Source organism: Actinomadura keratinilytica, assembly GCF_039539665.1.
GTDB classification, from domain to species: Bacteria; Actinomycetota; Actinomycetes; order Streptosporangiales; family Streptosporangiaceae; genus Spirillospora; species Spirillospora keratinilytica.
In genome coordinates this window covers 33,277-51,034 of the sequence record NZ_BAABDO010000019.1, presented here as the reverse complement: position 1 = coordinate 51,034, position 17,758 = coordinate 33,277, and the positions used below count along the sequence as shown (strand labels likewise).

The 17,758-nt window shown below is 71.4% G+C and carries 17 protein-coding genes and 1 tRNA gene; 10 read left to right on the top strand and 8 right to left on the bottom strand.

Annotated elements, in window-relative coordinates; all coding sequences use genetic code 11:
• Positions 1-4 precede the first annotated feature (4 nt).
• Positions 5-412, bottom strand: coding sequence for a YciI family protein (locus ABD879_RS09485; RefSeq protein WP_345019533.1), 408 nt, complete (start codon positions 410-412; stop codon positions 5-7).
• A 1,341-nt stretch (positions 413-1,753) separates the two neighbouring features.
• A tRNA-Leu gene (locus ABD879_RS09480) sits at positions 1,754-1,836 on the bottom strand.
• Positions 1,837-1,964: 128 nt separating this feature from the next.
• On the opposite strand from ABD879_RS09480, the gene ABD879_RS09475 reads away from it, so the two are divergent.
• From ABD879_RS09475 to pknB, 7 genes are read left to right on the top strand one after another with little or no spacing between them, the layout of a single operon-like run.
• Entirely contained in the window at positions 1,965-2,717 is a 753-nt protein-coding gene (locus ABD879_RS09475) for an FHA domain-containing protein (protein WP_285494564.1), read from the top strand.
• Positions 2,718-2,728: 11 nt separating this feature from the next.
• Positions 2,729-3,202 (top strand): FHA domain-containing protein FhaB/FipA, encoded by a 474-nt coding sequence (locus ABD879_RS09470; RefSeq protein ID WP_285494563.1) that lies wholly within the window; start codon positions 2,729-2,731, stop codon positions 3,200-3,202.
• A complete protein-coding gene (locus tag ABD879_RS09465) occupies positions 3,199-4,809 on the top strand; it encodes a Stp1/IreP family PP2C-type Ser/Thr phosphatase (RefSeq protein ID WP_345019531.1) in 1,611 nt (536 codons plus the stop codon). The genes ABD879_RS09470 and ABD879_RS09465 overlap by 4 nt, the downstream gene beginning before the upstream one ends.
• A complete protein-coding gene (locus tag ABD879_RS09460) occupies positions 4,810-6,456 on the top strand; it encodes an FtsW/RodA/SpoVE family cell cycle protein (RefSeq protein WP_345019529.1) in 1,647 nt (548 codons plus the stop codon).
• A 60-nt stretch (positions 6,457-6,516) separates the two neighbouring features.
• Entirely contained in the window at positions 6,517-7,995 is a 1,479-nt protein-coding gene (locus ABD879_RS09455) for a penicillin-binding transpeptidase domain-containing protein (protein WP_345019527.1), read from the top strand.
• Positions 7,992-9,404, top strand: coding sequence for a serine/threonine-protein kinase (locus ABD879_RS09450; RefSeq protein ID WP_345019525.1), 1,413 nt, complete (start codon positions 7,992-7,994; stop codon positions 9,402-9,404). Before ABD879_RS09455 ends, ABD879_RS09450 begins: the two co-directional genes overlap by 4 nt.
• A gap of 34 nt (positions 9,405-9,438) precedes the next feature.
• Positions 9,439-11,232 carry a Stk1 family PASTA domain-containing Ser/Thr kinase gene (pknB, locus tag ABD879_RS09445; protein ID WP_345019523.1) on the top strand — a complete coding sequence of 598 codons (1,794 nt, stop codon included), beginning with the start codon at positions 9,439-9,441 and terminating at the stop codon, positions 11,230-11,232.
• Between the two features lie 367 nt (positions 11,233-11,599).
• Here pknB and ABD879_RS09440 read toward each other — a convergent pair whose 3' ends face one another.
• The 4 genes from ABD879_RS09440 to ABD879_RS09425 all read right to left on the bottom strand — a co-directional run bounded on the left by ABD879_RS09440 (position 11,600) and on the right by ABD879_RS09425 (position 13,942).
• Complete coding sequence (locus ABD879_RS09440) at positions 11,600-12,181, bottom strand: anthranilate synthase component II (RefSeq protein WP_345019521.1); 582 nt, start codon at positions 12,179-12,181, stop codon at positions 11,600-11,602.
• A gap of 156 nt (positions 12,182-12,337) precedes the next feature.
• A complete protein-coding gene (locus ABD879_RS09435; protein ID WP_345019519.1) occupies positions 12,338-12,532 on the bottom strand; it encodes a hypothetical protein in 195 nt (64 codons plus the stop codon).
• Between the two features lie 17 nt (positions 12,533-12,549).
• A complete protein-coding gene (locus tag ABD879_RS09430) occupies positions 12,550-13,197 on the bottom strand; it encodes a class E sortase (protein ID WP_345019517.1) in 648 nt (215 codons plus the stop codon).
• Between the two features lie 43 nt (positions 13,198-13,240).
• Positions 13,241-13,942, bottom strand: coding sequence for a DUF881 domain-containing protein (locus tag ABD879_RS09425; protein ID WP_345019515.1), 702 nt, complete (start codon positions 13,940-13,942; stop codon positions 13,241-13,243).
• Between the two features lie 128 nt (positions 13,943-14,070).
• On the opposite strand from ABD879_RS09425, the gene ABD879_RS09420 reads away from it, so the two are divergent.
• On the top strand, positions 14,071-14,328 hold the full coding sequence (locus ABD879_RS09420; RefSeq protein ID WP_285494553.1) for a cell division protein CrgA: 258 nt from the start codon (positions 14,071-14,073) through the stop codon (positions 14,326-14,328).
• A 168-nt stretch (positions 14,329-14,496) separates the two neighbouring features.
• On the opposite strand, the gene ABD879_RS09415 is transcribed toward ABD879_RS09420, so the two are convergent.
• Together ABD879_RS09415 and ABD879_RS09410 are read right to left on the bottom strand one after the other, a co-directional pair.
• Entirely contained in the window at positions 14,497-15,282 is a 786-nt protein-coding gene (locus ABD879_RS09415) for a rhomboid family intramembrane serine protease (protein ID WP_345019513.1), read from the bottom strand.
• Positions 15,283-15,445: 163 nt separating this feature from the next.
• Positions 15,446-15,979: a peptidylprolyl isomerase gene (locus ABD879_RS09410; protein WP_345019511.1), complete on the bottom strand. Its 534-nt coding sequence runs from the start codon at positions 15,977-15,979 to the stop codon at positions 15,446-15,448.
• A gap of 200 nt (positions 15,980-16,179) precedes the next feature.
• Between ABD879_RS09410 and ABD879_RS09405 the strand changes: the two genes are divergently transcribed.
• Together ABD879_RS09405 and ABD879_RS09400 are read left to right on the top strand one after the other, a co-directional pair.
• The gene (locus ABD879_RS09405) at positions 16,180-16,638 is read left to right on the top strand and encodes a hypothetical protein (RefSeq protein ID WP_345019508.1); all 459 of its coding nucleotides are present in this window, start codon (positions 16,180-16,182) and stop codon (positions 16,636-16,638) included.
• A gap of 116 nt (positions 16,639-16,754) precedes the next feature.
• Positions 16,755-17,492, top strand: coding sequence for an acyltransferase (locus ABD879_RS09400; protein WP_345019506.1), 738 nt, complete (start codon positions 16,755-16,757; stop codon positions 17,490-17,492).
• Positions 17,493-17,758: the final 266 nt, after the last annotated feature.

Below are 17,758 nucleotides of genomic sequence, written 5' to 3'. Positions count from 1 at the left end.
GAACTCACTCGGTGATGGTGGGCGGCTCGGTCAGGAACGGGCGGACCTCCAGCCACTCGTGGATCGGCCTGCCGCCCGCCCCCGGGGCGGCCGACAGCTCCCCGGCCAGCTCGACGGCGCGCTCGTAGCCGTCGACGTCGATCACCATCCAGCCGGCGATGAGGTCCTTGGTCTCGGCGAACGGGCCGTCGGTGACCGGCGGGCGCCCCTCGCCGTCGTACCGGACGAACGTGCCCTCGGGGGCGAGCGCCTGGGCGTCGACGAACTCGCCGGTCTCCTCCAGCCGGGCGGCGAAGTCGCGCATGTACTGCATGTGGGCCGAGATCTCCTCCGGCGTCCACTGGTCCATCGGCACGTCGTTCACCGCGGCCGGGGCGCCCCGGTAGTGCTTGAGCAGCAGGTACTTGGCCATCGTGGTCCTCCTCGTCCCGGCGCGACCATTCTGGTCGCGTGTACCCCGGGGACGGAGCCGCTCACGGGTTCTCGACATCACCCCCAAGATCTTTCGACCGCCGCCGCACGAGCACAGAGCGCCGCGACACGACCGTCCGTCTCCGCCGTGCCCCGGCCGGCGAGGCCGAACCGATCAGAGCAACAAGAGGCACTCCTCACCCAAGGCGGGGACACCGGGCACGAACCACGCCTCCCCAGGCTCCCGAAGCCAGCCCCGGCACGGCCACACCGCGCCCCACGGGGCGGACCGGCTCCAGACGCTCGCCGCACACCCCGACACAGTGCCGCCGAGCAAGCCGACACACGCCTAGCAGTAGGTCAGCCACCGCACGGTCACCGCTTAACAACCGAATAGACGCCGGGCCAACTCCACACCGTCCCCCACACTTTCGACCACCCCGGTACGGCCACACCGCGCCTCAAGGGACGGACCGGCGCCGGGCGTGCACCGCACACCTCGGCGCAGCCCCGCCGAAGGAGTCGAGCCACACGCCTGTAGGTCAGCCACCGCACAGTGACCACTCAACAAGCGGGAAGACGCCAGACCAGCGCCCGTTTCCCACGCGTCCGCCGGCCGTGGTACGGCCACACCGCGCCCCACGGGGCGGACCGGCTCCAGACGCTCGCCGCACACCCCGACACAGCCCCGCCGAGCAAGCCGACACACGCCTAGCAGTAGGTCAGCCACCGCACGGTCACCGCTTAACAACCGAATAGACGCCGGGCCAGCGCCATAGCGTTTCCCCACGGGTTTGCCGGCCCTGGTGCGGGCACGCCGCCCTCCTGAGGCGCCGAGCTGGTACGGCGACGGCGCGCAACTGTCGTTCCCCCAGCGCACGTCGTACCCCGGGTGCCGGACTCGCCCAAGGGGATCGATCGACTGCGCCTTGGACGACGCCCCTAAGCGGTCGGACGAGCGGCATCGACGCGCAGGGGTCAGCCGGGCCGGCGCGAGATCAAGGCTTGGCCGGACGCGGTGCCAGGTGAAGACACGCGGCCCCGGCATCGGGCTCGGCGGTGGACCTAGCCGCTGGATACCTGGACGCGCAAAAGCCACCTCCACGATCTGGACCGGCCGAGGCGGAACGCCCGCGAGGCCGACGAGGGGGCCGCCGTGCTCCCGACCGGGCGAAGTCGCCTCAGGGGCTCAACGGTGCTCAGGCTTCCCATCCGGCGGTCGGGGCCGAACCGCGTCGGTGGGTGCGCTGTACCGTTGAGGGATACAGAAGAACCCCCACTGCTTGCCGCAGGGGGGCCGTTCCGTCACTGTGAGGTGGAGACCGTCGTCACCACCCCTGAGTGGGCGAGGAGGGATTTGAACCCTCACGTCCTCGCGGACACACGGACCTGAACCGTGCGCGTCTGCCGTTCCGCCACCCGCCCGGGTGCCGCCCCCTCTCGGGGGTGCCTCGAAAAGGCTAGCACGGTCTCGGGGGTGGTTAGGTATCCAGATACTTCGAGCGAACCTTCACACCGATACGATCGTCTACCAGTGGGGAAGGGAGGTGCCCGTGGGCGTCATTCAGCGCTTCGAGCGACGGCTGGAGGGCATGGTCGAAGGTGCCTTCGCCCGGGCCTTCAAGTCGGAGCTGCAGCCGGTCGAGGTGGCCAGTGCTGTACAGCGCGAGATGGACGACCGCGCCGCCATCGTGGCGGCTGGACGCACCCTGGTGCCGAACGACTTCGTCGTCGAGATCTCCGAACAGGACGGGCAGCGGCTCCAGGTGTACGCCGACAGCCTGAGCCAGGAGCTGGCGAACCTGGCCCGCGAGTACGCCAAGGAGCAGGGCTACTCCTTCGTCGGGCCGGTGCGCGTCCGGTTCGAGAACGCCGGGGACCTGGCCACGGGCATGTTCCGGATCCGGTCCGGCGTCATCCGCGGCTCCACCGTGGAGGGCGGGGAGATCCGCCGTCCGGTGAGCGACATTCCGCAGGGACGGGGCGGGGTGTTCGCCGGCCGGCCGCGGCTGCTGGTGACCACGGCGGTGGAGGGCGGGGACGCCACCCAGCGCACCTACGAGATCAACACGCCGGTCACGCTGCTGGGCCGCGGCACCGACTGCGATCTGCGGCTGGTCGACCCCGGCGTATCCCGCCACCATGCCGAGATCCGCGTAGAAGGCCCCGAAGTCGTGCTGGTGGATCTAGGGTCGACGAACGGCTCCTTCGTGAACGGTCAGCCGATCCGGCGGGTCACCCTCGTCGACGGCTCGCGGGTCACGATGGGGCGGACAACCCTGGTCTTCCGCCGCGATAGGGAGTAGCCCCGACTCCGATGTCCGAATTCACCCTCACGCTGATCAAGCTGGCGTTCCTCGCGGTGCTCTGGCTGTTCGTCATCGCGGCCGTCGGCGTGATCCGGGCCGACCTGTTCGGTTCCAAGGCCGCCGCCCGCGCGGCCCAGCCGCCGCAGCGGGCCGCCCGGCCGTCCAGACCGCCGCGGGCGCAGCGCAGCAACGTGCCGACCAAGCTGGTGGTCGTGCAGGGCGAGCGGGCCGGCACGGTCATCGACCTGACGGGGGCTCCGATCAGCATCGGCCGGGCGAATGACTCCACGCTCGTGGTGACCGACGACTACGCTTCGGGGCGGCATGCCCGACTTTACGCGCAGGACGGTCAGTGGATCGTGGAAGATCTCGGCTCGACCAACGGGACCTACCTCGGGCGCACGAGGGTGAGCCGGCCGATGCCGGTTCCGCCGGGCGTACCGATCCGTATCGGCAAGACGGTGATCGAGCTGCGCAAATGACTCTGGGAATTCGCTACGCCGCGCGGTCCGACGTCGGCATGCTACGCGAGGGCAACGAGGACTCGGCGTACGCGGGCGCCCATCTGCTCGCCGTGGCCGACGGGATGGGCGGACACGTCGGCGGCGAGATCGCCAGCGCCGCCGCCATCGCCGAACTGCGCAAGCTCGACAAGGAGCTGCCCGCCAACGAGCTGCTGGCGGCGCTCGAGCACACGGTCAAGGCGGCCAACGAGAACCTGCACCACATCGTCGAGTCGGACCCGTCGCTGCAGGGCATGGGCACGACGCTGACGGCGATGCTGTGGGCGGGCAACCAGGTGGCGCTCGTCCACATCGGGGATTCGCGGGCGTACCTGCTGCGCGAGGGCAGCCTGTTCCAGATCACCCACGACCACACGCTGGTGCAGTCGCTGGTGGACGAGGGCCGGATCAGCCCCGACGAGGCGGCCTCGCACCCCCAGCGGTCGCTGCTGCTGCGCGCGCTGGACGGCCGGGGCGAGGTCGATCCGGACCTGTCGCTGCGCGAGGCCAAGATCGGCGACCGCTACCTGCTGTGCTCGGACGGGCTGTCCAGCGTGGTCACCGCCGACACGATCTTCCAGGTGCTGACCGACGTCGACGACCCCGAGCAGGCCGTCCGGCAGCTGATCGACCTGGCCAACCGGGGCGGCGGGCCGGACAACATCACGTGCGTGGTGGCGGACGTCGTCGACCTGGGGCAGCAGCCGCCCCCGCCCGGCCCCGGCCACGCCGTGGGCGCCGCGGCCACGGCCCGTCCGCCGGAACTGCCGGGTGATCCCGGCGCGACGCAGCCCGCCCCGCCGGCGGGCGGCCCGGGGGGCGCCCCCGACACCCCGGCGAGCCGGGCGGCGCAGCTGCGCGACACGATGCCGCAGCCGCCGGTGGCGGTCGAGGAGATGCCGCCGCCGCAGCCCGCGCCGATGCCGATGGGGCAGCCGATGCCGGGCGGGCCGCCGGACGTGCTCGGCCCGCCGGAGGCCCCGGCCGGGCGGCGCCGCCGCGGCCCGCGCCGCTGGACGTGGCTGATCGTGACCGCCGGGGTCGCCGTGGTGGGGCTGGCCGCCGTGGGGTTCGTGGGCCTGCAGTCGGTGCGCAACGGCTACTACATCGGCGAGGAGAACGGGCAGGTCGTGCTGTTCCGCGGCACCACCCAGCAGGTGCCGGGGCTGGACCTGTCCCGCAAGGCCGCCGCCAAGGACCAGCCCAACCCGCCGATCATGGTGTCGGACCTGCCGCAGGACAAGCAGAAGGCGGTCAAGGAGACCTACACCGTCAGCGGCCCGAAGGCCGTGCAGGACCTGCAGAACGCGGTGTGCAAGTACTCGCTGCGCGAGCAGGACGGCAAGGTCGTCATCGTCCAGGGGGCCGACCAGAAGAACTGCCGCGCGCGTACGGTCGCCCAGAGCACCGTCAACACCAGTGAACTTCCGGAGAGCGACGCGGCCGGCGTCCGCCAGGGGTCCTTCGCGTTCGTCGGCCGGTCGCAGGCCGAGCAGAAGCTCGCCGACCTGGAGCGGCGCCGCGACGCGTGCCGTACCGGCAGCCAGCGGATCCAGGGCTGTCCGGCCGACGGGGGAAAGTCGTAGATGAACCAGCTCGGGGAGCAGATCCGCCGCCAGCTGCCGTACCAGCGGCGCAACGCGGCGTCGCTGGCGCTGCTCATCTTCGCGATGGTGCTGACGCTGTCGGCGTTCGCGGAGGTGGGCCTGGCCCGTGACGGGCAGATCCCCGCCGGGCTGTTCGGATACGGCGGCGGCCTGGTGGTGCTGGCGCTGGCCGCCTACTTCGTCCAGGCGAAGTTCGCGCCGTACGCCGACCCGCTGCTGCTGCCGCTGGCGGTGGCGTTGAACGGGCTCGGCCTGGCCATGATCTACCGGTTGGACCTGGACACCCAGCCGACCCGGCGGGCCGCGGCGGCCGCGGGCCAGCAGGTGCTCAAGGACGCCGCCGACGCCCCGTCCCAGCTGATGTGGACCTTCGTCGGCATCGCGCTGTTCGTCGCCGCGGTGCTGATCATGCGGGACACCCAGCGGACCGACGCGCCGCTGTCGTTCACCCCGAAGACCGCGCAGCGCTACACCTACATGATCGGCCTGGGCGCCATCATCCTGCTGCTGCTGCCGATCGTTCCGGGCGTGGGCGCGGAGATCAACGGCGCCCGGGTGTGGATCAACGTCGCCGGGTTCTCGGTGCAGCCGGGCGAGTTCGCCAAGCTGATGCTGGTGGTCTTCTTCGCCGGCTATCTGGTGAACAAGCGGCAGGCCATGTCGCTGATCGGCAAGAAGATCGGGCCGCTCAGCCTGCCCCGGGCCCGCGACCTGGGCCCGATCATGGTCATCTGGCTGTTCTGCCTGGGCGTGCTGTTCATGCAGAAGGACCTGGGCACGGCGCTGCTGTACTTCGGCCTGTTCGTGTCGATGCTGTACATCGCCACGCAGCGGGTGTCGTGGGTGCTGATCGGCGTCGGGCTGCTGGCGGTGGGCGTGTTCATCGCGACGCTGCTGCCGTTCATGGGGCACGTCAACCAGCGCATCGACATCTGGCAGAACCCCAAGCCGTACTTCGACGGCGGCTGCCTGCTGGAGAACGGCAAGGTCGAGCCGGTCAACCCCGACACCGACATCTACAAGCAGTACGACGAGGAGCTGGAGCGCAAGGCCGCCGAGTACGAGCGGGCCGGGGACACCGCGAAGGCCGAGCAGACCCGCCTCATCGGGCCCGGCTGGTACGCCTGCAGCAAGCTGGGCGGCGAGTACTCCGACAGCGCCCAGCTGATGAAGGGGCTGTTCGCGCTGGGCGAGGGCGGGATCCTCGGCACCGGCCTGGGGCAGGGCGAGCCGTGGCGCACCCCGCTGTCGTTCAGCGACTTCATCTTCGACTCGCTGGGTGAGGAGCTCGGGCTGACCGGGCTGATGGTGGTGCTGCTGATCTACGCGCTGATCGTGCAGCGCGGTATGAAGACGGCCATCGCCGCCCGCGACCCGTTCCTGAAGCTGTTCGCCGGCGGTGTGTCGTTCGTGCTGGCGCTGCAGGTGTTCGTGATCGTCGGCGGCGTCACCCGGCTGATCCCGCTCACCGGTCTGACCACGCCGTTCCTGTCCCAGGGCGGTTCGTCGCTGATGGCCAACTGGATCCTGATCGCCATCCTGGTCCGGATGAGCCACGACGCGCGCAAGCCGGCGCCGCAGGCGATCCAGGACGAGGGCATGACCCAGATCGTGAGCACGAGGTGATCCCGCACCGATGACCAGCGAAGCCGGACCCGTCCCCGACGTCGAGCGGAGCGTCACCCGATGAACATGGACAAGCCGCTGCGCCGGGTCGCGATCTTCGGGTTGCTGCTGTTCTTCGGCCTGATGGCGCAGGTCAACTATGTGCAGGGCAGCCAGGCCGAGGCGCTGCGCAACGACGACAAGAACACCCGCAAGTTCGCCGAGGTGTTCAACTCTCCCCGCGGGCAGATCATCGCGGACGGGCAGGTGCTCGCGCAGTCCGACCCGACCGGCAAGGAGAACCCCAAGTACGGCCGCAGCTACAAGAACGGCCCGGTGTACGCGCCGGTCACCGGTTACTTCAACGGCGGCGCCTCCAAGGTGGAGCTGGCCTACAACTCGCTGCTGGGCGGCACCGACAAGCGGATCACCCACCAGCGCTGGTTCGACGCGTTCATCGGCAAGAAGGCCGAGGGCGCCAACGTGGAGCTGACGCTGAACACCAATGCCCAGGAGGTCGCCTACCAGCGGCTGAAGGCCAGCACCACGCGGCGGGCCGGGGCCGCGGTGATCGACATCAAGACCGGCGCGGTGCAGGTGCTGGCGTCCTACCCGTCGTTCGACCCGAACGAGGTGGCGCCGCAGAAGGGCTCCAAGGGCGGCGAGCGGCTGACCCAGCTGGACCAGGCCAAGGGCGTCATCAAGCCGCTGATCGACAACGCGATGAGCCAGACGTTCCCGCCGGGTTCGTCGTTCAAGACGGTCACCGCGGCGATCGCCATGGAGCAGATGGGGCTGAACAGCGGCTCGATCGTCAACACCGGCCAGCTGATCCTGCCGGAGTCGGGCCGGCCGCTGCCGAACTCGCACGACACCGGCAACTGCGCCGGGCGGGCCTCGCTGCGCGGCGCGTACGCCGAGTCCTGCAACACCACGTTCGGCGAGCTGGCGCTGAAGATGGGCATCGAGCGGCTCAACCAGGGCGCCACCAAGTTCGGCTTCAACCGGCGGTTCGAGATCGAGCCGGACGTGTACCCGGCCGAGAGCGACGTCCCGGTGTCGGTGCGCAACCTGGAGACCGGGCAGATGACCCCGACCGGCAAGGACGGCACCGCCCGTTCGGGCATCGGCCAGGAGAACGTGCGGGCCACCCCGCTGCAGATGGCGATGGTGGCGGCCGCGGTCGCCAACGGCGGCAAGATCATGAAGCCGTACCTGGTGCAGACCGTGCGGGCCAAGGACCAGAGCGAGCTCTACAGCGCCGACCCCAAGGAGTACTCGCAGGCCATGGAGTCCGACACGGCCGAGCAGCTGGCGGACATGATGCGCGCGGTGGTCACCGAGGGCACGGCCAAGAACCTGCAGGGCATGAACATCGCCGGTAAGACCGGTACCGCCGAGCAGGGCGACGGCAACCCCAACGCGCGGTGGTTCGTCGGGTTCGCCCCGGTCAACAAGCCCCGGTACGCCTTCGCGGTCATCACCGAGGGTCCGGGCAGCGGTGGCGGCGTCGCCGGCCCGGTGGCCGGCGCCATCATGGCCCAGGTGCTGAAGAAGTGAGCTGCGATCTCGTCCTGAACGACCGGTACCGGCTGGTGCAGCCGGTCGCCACCGGGGGGATGGGCGAGGTCTGGACGGCCCGCGACGAGCGGACGGGCCGCGACGTCGCGGTGAAGCTGCTGCGCGAGGACGTTCCGGCGGACGTGGCGGCGCCGGAGCGGTTCGCTGCCGAGGCCCGGTACGCGGGGGTGCTGCGGCACGAGGGCATCGCGCGGGTGTACGACCACGGCACCCACCGCGGCCGGGCGTATCTGGTGATGGAGCTGGTGCCGGGGGAGCCGCTGTCGGCGGTGCTGGCGCGGGTGGGCAGGATCACCGCGTGGCGCACGCTCGATCTGGTGGCGCAGACCGCGCGGGCGCTGGCCGCGGCGCACCGCGCGGGGATCGTGCACCGCGACGTCAAGCCCGGCAATCTGCTGGTGACCGCGGACGGCACCGTGAAGATCACCGATTTCGGCATCGCGCGCGGCCCCGAGCCGGCCGGGGTGACGGCGGCGGGACGGGTGGTGGGCTCGGCCCGCTACCTGTCGCCCGAGCAGGCCACCGGGCAGGAGCCGACCCCGGCGGTCGATCTGTACGCGCTGGGCGTGGTGGCCTTCGAGTGCCTGGCGGGCCGGGTGCCGTTCGACGGGGACACGACGGTGGACATCGCGCTCAAGCACGTCCGGGAGGCGCCGCCGCGGCTGCCGGACGACGTCCCGGCGGACGTGCGGGCGCTGGTGTTCGCGCTGCTGGCCAAAGAGCCGGCCGAGCGGTTCGGCGGTGACGCGGGCCGGGTGGCCGAGCGCGCCGCCGCGCTCCGCGACGCGCTGCCGCCGCCGGGTGCCGCGTCGGCGGCCGCCCCGGAGACCCGACCTGATATTTCCGACAATCGGTACGATTCGCCGCGTCGGCCGCGCGGGTCGCCGGAATTCGTCCGCGGTTCACCGGATCTTCCCCGCGGATCGCCGGGGCGGCCCGAAGATCCGCAGCGGGCGCCCGGCACGCCGACCGAATCGCCGGAACTTGACGACAGCATTACGCCCGGTAACCTGCGCGTCGGGGATATGCCGGGGCAAGAACGCACGGCACCGGCGCATCGCACCCGGGCAGGCGCATCCACCAGCGAGCCAGGCCGACCCGGGGGGCTCGACCCGCGCGGATCGGCTCCGGCGGGGCCCGGAGCCCGCGGCTTGCGGGCCGTGGGTCTTGCCTCCGCGCGGCCCGTCCGGGACGATCGTGAGCCGCGGCCAGGACCGAGGGCAACGACCCCGTACCGCAGCGCGTCCCCTTCTACAGAAGCCGACCACAGATCCGACCGGGGCGGCCCCCGGCCCGAAGCCAGCACCCGCACCGACGGGGAGGACCACGACTCCGTCAACTCCGAGCCCGGATCCCTCGCACGTCCACCGCGGGGGGCTAGGTTCTGAGACAAGGTGTAGACGTACGAGGGAAAGTGCACATATGAGTCAACCTCGGCTGCTCGGCGGCCGCTACCAGCTCGAGGGCGTCATCGGGCGCGGCGGCATGGCCGAGGTCTACCGTGCCAGAGACCTGCGCCTCGACCGCGTCGTGGCGGTCAAGACACTGCGCTCCGACCTGGCTCGTGACCCCACCTTCCAGGCCCGCTTCCGGCGGGAGGCGCAGTCGGCCGCGTCCCTGAACCACCCGTCGATCATCGCCGTGTACGACACCGGCGAGGACTCCGTCGGCGACACCTCCATCCCGTACATCGTCATGGAGTACGTCGACGGCAGCACGCTGCGCGACCTGCTGCGGGAGAACCGGGCGCTGCTGCCGGAGAAGGCGCTGGAGATCACCGACGGCATTCTGCGGGCGCTGGACTACAGCCATCGCGGCGGGATCGTGCACCGCGACATCAAGCCGGCCAACGTGATGCTGACCCGCAGCCACGAGGTCAAGGTCATGGACTTCGGCATCGCGCGGGCCATGGCCGACTCGGCCGCCACGATGACGCAGACCGCCCAGGTGATCGGGACGGCCCAGTACCTGTCCCCCGAGCAGGCCCGGGGCGAGCGGGTGGACGCCCGCAGCGACATCTACTCCACCGGCTGCGTGCTGTACGAGCTGCTGACCGGCCGGCCGCCGTTCACCGGCGACTCCCCGGTGGCCATCGCCTACCAGCACGTACGGGAGGAGCCGGTGCCGCCGTCGCAGGTGGACGCCGACATCCCGCAGTGGGCCGACGCCATCGTGCTCAAGGCGATGGCCAAGCACCCCGACCACCGCTACCAGACCGCCAACGAGTTCCGGCAGGAGATCCAGCGGGCGCTGCACGGGCAGCCGGTCGCCTCCACCGCCGCGTCCACCATGCTGATGGGCGCGCAGCCGCAGGGCACCCAGGTGATGGGCGGCGTGCCGCCGCGCACCCAGATGCAGCCGCCGGTCGGCAACGGCTACGACCTGCCGCCGGTGCACTACGAGGAGCCGCAGCGGCAGGGCGGCGCGGGCAAGAAGGCCGCGCTGTGGGTGGCGCTGGCGGTGGTGTTCATCGGCGGCGCCGCGCTGGTCGGCTGGGCGCTGTCGGGCCGCGGCGGCGAGGAGATCAAGCAGGTCGCCGTGCCGAGCAGCATCGTCAACCAGTCCCAGGACGAGGCCGCGGCCGCGCTCGCCCGGGTCGGGCTGAAGGTCGGCCAGACCAAGGAGGAGTACAACGACAGCGTCCGCCGCGGCTATGTCATCAGCACCGATCCGCGGCCGGGCACGCAGGTCAACGAGGGTTCGCTCGTCAACCTGGTGATCTCGCGCGGCAAGAAGCCGCCGGAGCAGGTCGAGGTGCCGGACGTGGCGGGCCGCCCGTACGACGAGGCGGCGCAGATCCTGACCGCGCGCGGCTTCCGCGTCGCCCGCGACTTCGCCTCGTCGTCGGACGTGCAGCGCGGCATGGTGATCCGGACGACCCCGCCGGCCGGCACCAAGATCGACGAGAAGTCCCGCGTGACCCTCGTGGTCTCCACCGGCCCGAGCCAGATCCAGCTGCCGGACCTGTACAACCAGAGCCAGCGCGCCGCCTGCAACCGCCTCAAGGCGCTGGGGCTCAAGTGCAACGTGGAGAAGCAGCCCGCCCCGCCGGACAAGCCGGTCGCCCCGGGCCAGGTGTTCGCGCAGAGCCCCGAGGCCGGTGCGACGGTCGCCCCGGGCGACACGGTGACCGTCACGGTGAACGAGCCGGCGCCGACCAGCCCGACCCCGGGCGACGAGACGCCGCCGAACGGCCACCGGCCCGACTCCGGCTGACCTGCGAGAACCGAACGCGAGAGCCCCGCTTCCCTGGAGTGGCGGGGCTCTTGCGTGTCTGGCCGGGCCCCGGATGCCTGTCCAGGGATCCGGGACCCTCGCTCATGCGGAGGGAAATCGTGGTCGTGAACGCCCCCGGTGACCACGGGACAAGCATGGCCCGTCCACTCACTGCTCGCAACAGAATGGAAGCAGAAAGTAAGCACCCCGGGGGCGGGGGTGACGAGAACGTAAGAAAGGGCTTCCGCCACTCGGGGGCAATGGCGGAAGCCCTCTCGTGATGGTCTTCGGACCCCGGCACAGACGCGTTACGGGTTTCCGAAGAATTTTTTGCCCCGCACCGGCGAAGGGCTCGCCGCCACCCCCGTCACACGGTAGAAGCGCAGGTGGCCAGCCAGTTGCGGAGCAGCGCGTGGCCGGATTCGGACAGCACCGATTCGGGATGGAACTGCACGCCCTCCAGCGGGCGGTGCCGGTGCCGCAGGCCCATCACCACCCCTTCGGGCGTGCGGGCGCTGATGTCCAGCACGTCGCCGGGCACGGTCGCCGGGTCGACGGCCAGCGAGTGGTAGCGGGTGGCGGCGAACGGGTCGGGCAGCCCGGCCAGCACGCCGCGTCCGTCGTGGTGGATCGGGCTGGTGTGGCCGTGGACGATGCGCGGCGCCCGGCCCACCACCGCGCCGTAGACGTGGGCGATCACCTGGTGGCCGAGGCAGACCCCCAGCAGCGGCAGGCCGCGCCGGTCGGCGTCGCGGACGAGGTCGAGGCAGACACCGGCGTCGGCGGGGTGCCCCGGGCCGGGGCTGATCAGCACGCCGTCCACGTCGCGGGCGTCGGCCGGGACCACGTCCGAGCGGTCCTTGACCACGCAGTCGGCGCCCAGCTGCCGCAGGTACTGGACGATGTTGAACACAAAGCTGTCGTAGTTGTCCACGACGAGAACGCGCACACCCCCATTGTCACAGCTCAGCGCCCTGCCAAGGCAGGCCGACCGCCCCAGTGGCCGACGCACCGGGCAGGCGCCCCTTCGTCCGACCGACACCGGTCGCACGCCGCCCACGGCACCCGGAGTGCCGACTCGGGCGTGACGGGCGGGGGGCGCAGGTCAGCGGCCGGTGGAGGCGGGGGCGGAGGGGGTGGGGCCGTCGACGACGCCGTGGTCGAACGCCAGCTCGGCGTCCAGCCAGGGGAACACGACGTACCACAGCAGCAGCACGGCCGCGGCGGCGAGCGCGAGGGCGGCGAGCAGCTTGGTCCGCAGCCGATCGCCGGGCAGGTGCCGCCAGATCCAGGCGTACATCGCGGAGTCCTCCAGGGTCAGTCGCCGGCCTGCGGGCTGGTGGGGGCGGTGACGCGCGCCCGGGTCTCCACCAGCCGCCCGAAGACGATCAGCCGCTGCGCGGCGGAGTACTTGGGATGGCAGGTGGTCAGGGTGATCAGCCGTTCGGTGGGACGGCGCCGCGGATGGTTCGGCACCGGCGCGATCACCTCCACCTCGTCGGGTTCGACGATCTGGCGTCCGGTGACCTGGTAGACGAACTGGCGTTGGCGGGTGTCGATGAGGATGCGGTCGCCGCGGCGCAGCTCGCCGATGCGGTTGAACGGCGCCGAGTAGGTGGTGCGGTGCCCGGACACGACGAAGTTGCCGACCTCGCCGGGCATGGCCGTGCCCGGGTAGTGGCCGGGCCCCTTGCGCAGGTCGGACGGCTGCACGCCCTCGACGACGACGTACCGGTACTTGCTGCCGAGCTTGGGGATGCGGATCATGGCCAGGCCGCTGCCGAGCTTGACCTTCTCGGTGGTGACCGGCGGCGCCTGCCACGCCTTGGCCAGCTCCTCGCCCAGCCGGTCCTGCTGCTCGCGGGTGTAGCGGCCGGTCCCCCACAGGCTGTAGACGACGAACAGCAGCAGGACCAGGCCCCCGGTGATGAACAGCTCGCCCAGGCCGCGGATCAGCGTCCGCACGGCGCGTCGTCCCCCCTTCGCTGGTCGTCGGGTCGCCGTCCGGCTAGGGGGCCGCGTACGGCGGCACCGTGGCGTGCTTCATGGTCACGTTGCCGGTGAAGGCAGGCAGTTCCACATCGCGCAGCGTCCGCACCGTGTACCCCAGCCCGTACTCGCGCACGTACCGGCGGTAGACCGCGATCTCGGGCGAGTCGTCGAGCGCGGCCCGCAGCCGGGCGGGGTCGCCGACCGCGGTCACGTGGAACGGCGGCGAGTACACGACCCCCTGGAGGATCAGGGTATTGCCCACGCACCGCACGGCGCTGGTGGAGATCACCCGCTGGTCCATGATCTGCATGCCGGCGGCGCCGCCCGCCCACAGCGCGTTCACCACGGCCTGCACGTCGACCTGGTGGACGACCAGATCGTCGGGGCTCGTCCCGCGCGGCAGCTCGCCGGACTCCGGCTGCGGCGCGTCGTCCAGCGTCACCCGCACGCCCCGGCCGCGCAGCGGGGTGAAGCCGGACACGGCAGCCAGCCGGTCGGCCTGCGCCTGGGCCTCCTTGACCCGCGAGTCGTGCCGCCCGGCCTGCCGGGACGCCCGGTCGACCTCGTCGCGCAGCCGCCGGTACTCGGCGCGCGCCCGGTCGCCGCGCTGCTGCTCCGCGATGATCAATTCGGTCAGCCGGGTGCGGCCGGTGCCGCGCAGGTCGGTGCCGCGGGACGTGCTCGCCCCGGCCGCGAACAGGGTTCCGGACAGGACCATCAGGAGCGGAAGGATGCTTCGCCACGCTCTACGCCGTACGCTGCTCACCAGCGACTACGCTAACCGACAAAGACCCATGTGCGGACCGGCGCTCCGGCCGCCGACCGCCCGAGGAGATCGATCCGACCGTGGCCAAGTCCAAAGTCCGCAAGAAGGCCGTCTACACGCCGCCGCAGAAGTCCAAGGCGCCCGAGGTCAGCCCGCGCTGGCTGGCCCCCACCATGATCGCCCTGTGGCTGCTGGGGCTGGCCTGGATCGCGACGTTCTACGTGACGGCGAGCACGGGCACCGAGCTGCCGCTGATGACCGACCTGGGCAACTGGAACCTGGGCATCGGATTCGCCTCGATCATCCTGGGCGTGATCCTGTCCACGCGCTGGCGCTGACGGTCCGCCGGTCGGCGCGCGGCCGCGTCCGGTCACGTTGTCCACAGGCGTACGGGCCCGCGGCACGGAGTTGTCCCCAGGTTTTCCACAACCTTCGTGCGTTCCGTCATGGCCGGACGCGGCCACTTCCGGTCGCCGCAGGCGGCCGCGGTGCGCGCACGGCCGGGGTCACAGCAGCACGCCGCTGGAGCTCAGCTCCGCGGTCTTCACCGCCACCAGGACGGCGAGCACCACCAGGACGGCCACCGGGGCCGCGATGTGCACCGCCTGGCGGGCGCGTGCGGGCGCGTAGGCGTAGGCCGCCGCCAGCACCCCGCCGGTGACCAGGCCGCCGACGTGGCCCTGCCAGGAGATCCCCGGCACCGCGAAGGTGATCACCAGGTTGATCACCAGCAGGAACACGATCGGCCCGACCTGGCCGCCGAGCCGCCGTCCGATCACGAAGTACGCGGCGAACAGGCCGAAGATGGCGCCGGACGCGCCCACCGCGCCCTCGGTCGGCGCCTGCAGGTAGAGCAGCACCGACCCGCCCAGACCCGACAGCAGGTACAGCGCCAGGAACCGCCAGCGGCCCAGCACCTGCTCCAGCGCCGGGCCGATCGCCCACAGCGCCCACATGTTGAACAGGATGTGGGTGATGCTGAACGAGCCGCCGCCGGGCCGCTGGTGCAGGAACATCGAGGTGACCAGGCGGTACCACTCGCCCTCGGCCACCCCGATCACCTGTCCCGTGCGTCCGATGCCCTGGCCGACCATCATGTAGTCCCACACGACCCGCACGGACGACAGTTCGGCCAGGTAGACCAGCGCGCAGATGCCGATGAGCGTGTACGTCACCACGGGCGTCGCGGGCCCGGCCGCGCGGGCGCCCAGCGCGGTACGGGGCTGGCGGACGTTCCGGTTGCCCTCCGCGACGCACTCGACGCACTGGTGCCCCACGGCCGCGTCCCGCATGCAATCGGGGCACATGGGGCGATCGCACCGGGTGCAGCGGACGTACGTCTCCCGCCCCGGGTGCCGGTAGCAGGTCGGTATCGGCGTCCCGGGACCGGACGCGAGGTTGGGGTCTGTGCTCATTCGGCGGCTCCGCGGGCCTGTGCGTGGGCTCTCACATGTTCTACGACTGGCGGCGCTCGATCGTCACCGACTGGATGACGACATCCTCGATCGGCTTGTCCATCGGGCCGGTGGGGACCTTGGAGATGCGGTCCACCACGTCCGTGCCCTGGATGACCTTGCCGAAGATGGTGTGCCGGCCGGTCAGGTGGCGGGTGTTGGCGACGTTGGTGGTGATGAAGAACTGCGAGCCGTTGGTGTTCGGCCCGGCGTTGGCCATCGCCAGCAGGTACGGCCGGTCGAACTTCAGCGACGGGTGGAACTCGTCCTCGAACTCGTAGCCGGGCCCGCCGGTCCCGCGGCCCAGCGGGTCACCACCCTGGATCATGAAGTTGTCGATGACCCGGTGGAAGATCGTGCCGTTGTACAGCGGGGTGTTGGTCTGGGTCTGCCCGGTCTGCGGGTGCCGCCACGTCTTGGTGCCCTCGGCCAGCCCGACGAAGTTCTCCACGGTCTTGGGCGCCTTGTCGGGGTACAGCTGGAGCACGATCGGGCCGAGCGACGTCTGCAGCGTCGCGAAGATCTCCTCCGCCATGGCGGGGGCCTCCTCGTCGTCGAGTCGGGAAGTGTCTCGGATCGGTGCGTTCGACGCGTTCGCACACGCCGACTGCGGTCACACACGCGGCCTGGTCACCCTGGGTGATGTTTCGGATGCGCAAACGGGGTTTACCCACCGCCTCCTGGGAAGGGTGCCGACAGGACCTCGCAAACAGGGAGGTTAGCGTGTCCCTAAAGATGAGCATTCGCCGTAGGCCGCGAGAAGTGGCGTTCCCGCGGTTGGAGCGTATGCAGGAGGCGTGCCGGCAGGGCGCGCTGTTGTGCCGGCAGGGTGCCTCCGGCGCCACCGAGCGGATCGTCCCGGCGGCGCGCCAGACGCGTGACATCGCCAGCGAGCGGGTGCTCGCCGCGCGCGAGTGGAGCGCGCCCCGGCTGGCCCAGGCCGCCGGGTACGTGGAGACGGGCCTGGCCCCGCGGGTGAGCGCGTTTCTGACCGAGATGGCCCACCGGGTGGAGCCGCCCCGCCGGCAACGGCGCGGACGCAACGCCGCCCTGGTGACGGTGGCCGGCATGGCCGCCGTGGGCGTGGCGGGCGCCCTGCTGACGCGGCGCAACGCCATGCGCGACGCGATGGACGAGCTCGGCGGGTCCCACTCGCAGCACCAGCCGTCCGACGGCCGGATGCGCCGTTCCTAGGGGGAGTCGTCGGTGAGGGCCCGGCCGGGCGGCCGGGCCCTCACCGTGAGCCGGGAAAGTCCGGACCAGTAAGGGGGCAATTCCGGCGATTGCTACCAACCGGTACCGTGAACGCCATGTCGCCGAAGGCCCGTTCGCTCCGGCAGTTCGTCGCCGTCCAGGCCCGCCGCGCCGCACACGCGGCCGTGCACCGCGGCTGGGAGTGGATCCAGCGGCAGGGCGAGATCACCCCGCACACCCCCGGCCGCCGCCGCTTCGCCTACCTGGGCGAAGGCGTCTGCATCGGATTCCCGATCGGCGCCATCTACGGCGAACCGTGGATCTCCATCGGCGACCACACGCTGGTCGGCACGCACTGCACGATCTCCGCGGGGTTCGTCCCCGGTCTGGACCTCGGCCCGGACCTGATCGTGCGGATCGGCAAGGGCTGCTCGCTGGGCCGCGGCACGCACATCGTCGGCCACCAGTCCATCGAGATCGGCGACGACGTGTTCACCGGCCCGAACGTCTACATCACCGACCAGAACCACAGCTACGACGACCTGGACACCCCGATCGGACGGCAGTGGCCGGAGAACAACCCGGTCGTGATCGGCGACGGATGCTGGATCGGCACCGGCGCCATCATCCTGCCCGGCACCCGCCTGGGCCGGAACGTCGCGGTGGCGGGCGGCGCCGTGGTGCGCGGCGAGTTCCCCGACCACTCGGTGATCGGCGGCGTCCCCGCCAAACTGCTGCGCCGCTACGACTCCGAGCTTGGCTGGCAGCCGCCCCTGCGCAAGCGCACCCTGGCCGCTGTGGAGAAGGTGGACGATTTGGCCCCCGTCACCGACCTGCACGAAGAAGCCGGCTGACCCTCAGCCGTCCCCCCTGATCGACCGCGGGCAGGCTGCGCGTTCTCGGTGCGCAGCGGGCGCTGTGGGCGGCGTGGCCTCAGTCCCCATGCGAGACGCCGCGCCCCGGCGCACCGTGGCAAAACCGGCCGCGCGAGCCACCGGGACAGTGCCTCCCACTCCGCAACGGACGGTCGGGCCCCGTCACGAGAAGGCCTACCGGCCCTTTGAGCGGCTGCGGCATGGCGGGCATGCGCACGGGCGCGGCCCGCGCCAAGGCAGGCCGC

Bases quoted from the DNA above. Each gene is read 5' to 3' on its own strand.
- ABD879_RS09485 (WP_345019533.1), bottom strand. From the start codon at position 412: ATGGCCAAGTACCTGCTGCTCAAGCACTACCGGGGCGCCCCGGCCGCG.
- ABD879_RS09470 (WP_285494563.1), top strand. From the start codon at position 2,729: ATGTCCGAATTCACCCTCACGCTGATCAAGCTGGCGTTCCTCGCGGTG.
- ABD879_RS09465 (WP_345019531.1), top strand. From the start codon at position 3,199: ATGACTCTGGGAATTCGCTACGCCGCGCGGTCCGACGTCGGCATGCTA.
- ABD879_RS09460 (WP_345019529.1), top strand. From the start codon at position 4,810: ATGAACCAGCTCGGGGAGCAGATCCGCCGCCAGCTGCCGTACCAGCGG.
- ABD879_RS09455 (WP_345019527.1), top strand. From the start codon at position 6,517: ATGAACATGGACAAGCCGCTGCGCCGGGTCGCGATCTTCGGGTTGCTG.
- pknB (WP_345019523.1), top strand. From the start codon at position 9,439: ATGAGTCAACCTCGGCTGCTCGGCGGCCGCTACCAGCTCGAGGGCGTC.
- ABD879_RS09435 (WP_345019519.1), bottom strand. From the start codon at position 12,532: ATGTACGCCTGGATCTGGCGGCACCTGCCCGGCGATCGGCTGCGGACC.
- ABD879_RS09425 (WP_345019515.1), bottom strand. From the start codon at position 13,942: ATGGTCCTGTCCGGAACCCTGTTCGCGGCCGGGGCGAGCACGTCCCGC.
- ABD879_RS09415 (WP_345019513.1), bottom strand. From the start codon at position 15,282: ATGCGGGACGCGGCCGTGGGGCACCAGTGCGTCGAGTGCGTCGCGGAG.
- ABD879_RS09410 (WP_345019511.1), bottom strand. From the start codon at position 15,979: ATGGCGGAGGAGATCTTCGCGACGCTGCAGACGTCGCTCGGCCCGATC.
- ABD879_RS09405 (WP_345019508.1), top strand. From the start codon at position 16,180: ATGAGCATTCGCCGTAGGCCGCGAGAAGTGGCGTTCCCGCGGTTGGAG.
- ABD879_RS09400 (WP_345019506.1), top strand. From the start codon at position 16,755: ATGTCGCCGAAGGCCCGTTCGCTCCGGCAGTTCGTCGCCGTCCAGGCC.